Here is a 1,543-nt window from a genome sequence, read left to right as displayed (position 1 = left end):
TGAAGGAGCACGCCTGGAAAGTGTGTATACGGCAACGTATCGAGAGTTCGAATCTCTCACTCACCGCCACATTCGAAGCCCTAGCAGAAATGCTGGGGCTTTTTCGTTTTATCAATTCGTATTTTTCTCTTTCCTTTCCTTTCCTTATTCTTCTCGAAAAGCCTATTTATATCCATCTATCTCAATTTATTTGTTGCTGTAAGCTTTAAACATAAATAGATCATCTGCCTAACGTCATTCACTGTTTGGTGTGATTCTAAGGAAAATATGAATAAAATCAGGCTACGTTGAAATCAACTTAAGTACTATTTTGTTACATTTTTTACGTCGTGAATCATTTATTTTTCATCATTCTTGTGATTTGCCTCGATTAAAGAAAATTTCCTATAAATCAAATAATTGTTGAAAACAGAACCGTTATCAAAAAGACAAAAAATATTAGATAAAGTTGATCTAGTTAATCAGTTGAATAGTCCATTTTTTTGATATGATAGTGAACGAATTGTACATATATATTAAGGGAATCTATTCATGTTCCAAAACTTTACAATCAAACAAAAGATAGTGATTCCTCTATCTTTGATAATTGGATTGTTCACCGTGAGCTCAGTATTAAATGTTATGACAACGAGCAAGCAATCTGAATTAAGCGACACCTTAAATGAACAGATCGTACCCAACCTGTTCACGATTGAAGATGCGTACCGCGATCTCTACCAAGCGACTTCTGCTGTTCAAGGCATTGCCTTAGCAGAAACACAAGCAGATATTGATCACCACATTCACGAGTACAAAGACAATGCTTACAAAGCGTTGCCGCGTATGGAAAAAGTGATTGAGCTATCACGTGCGGGAGTGATGCCTGCATCACACGGTGCTGATGTGCAAAAACTGGTGACTTTAGGTCAAAAGTGGCTACAAAGTTACGAAGTGATGTTGAGCAAGCCTCAATCTCAATGGCTAAGCTACTACAATGAGCACAAGAACACGTTTGAGGAGCAATTTGTTGATGTTCGCGCCCAGCTCAATGTCGTGAAAAGTGCTATCGAAGATAAGCAAGGTGAGTTGAAGTCAGACATTTCTGCGGCGACTGCACGAGCAGAATCGATTTTAGAAATGGGTATCATCGTTGTGATCTTAGCGGCGCTTGGCATGGTGTTCCTGCTGCTACGCACAGTACTTAAACCATTAAACGACATCAAAGACGCAATGGCGCAAATCGCTTCGGGTGATGGTGATCTTAGCCAACGAATCCAAATTAATACGCAAGATGAAATTGGTCAGCTGGCCAAGGCATTTAACGAGTTTGTTTCTAAAATCCAAGCGACCGTGTCACAGGTGATTGATAGCTCAAACACGCTTCGTCAAGAGATGGCAAACTTAAGCTCGCTCACTGAGACGATTGCAGATTCGACAGTATCTCAACAGCGCGATAGCGAAGCAGTTGCTGCAGCAGTGCATGAAATGCAAGTGACTAGTCGCAATGTGAGCGAGAGTGCAAATGAAGCAGCAGTTGCAAGCCAAACTGCGAATGATGAGCTTT

Annotated in this window: 1 protein-coding gene; it reads left to right on the top strand. The window is 40.4% G+C overall.

Translation table 11 applies throughout. From position 1 onward, the window contains the following. Positions 1–531 precede the first annotated feature (531 nt). Positions 532–1,543 (top strand): methyl-accepting chemotaxis protein (locus R7Q47_RS24065; RefSeq protein ID WP_318089695.1); only part of this gene is annotated, 1,012 nt, incomplete at its 3' end.

The sequence above is a fragment of the Vibrio sp. Vb0349 genome, assembly GCF_033338975.1.
This window is presented reverse-complemented; position numbering and strand designations above follow the sequence as displayed.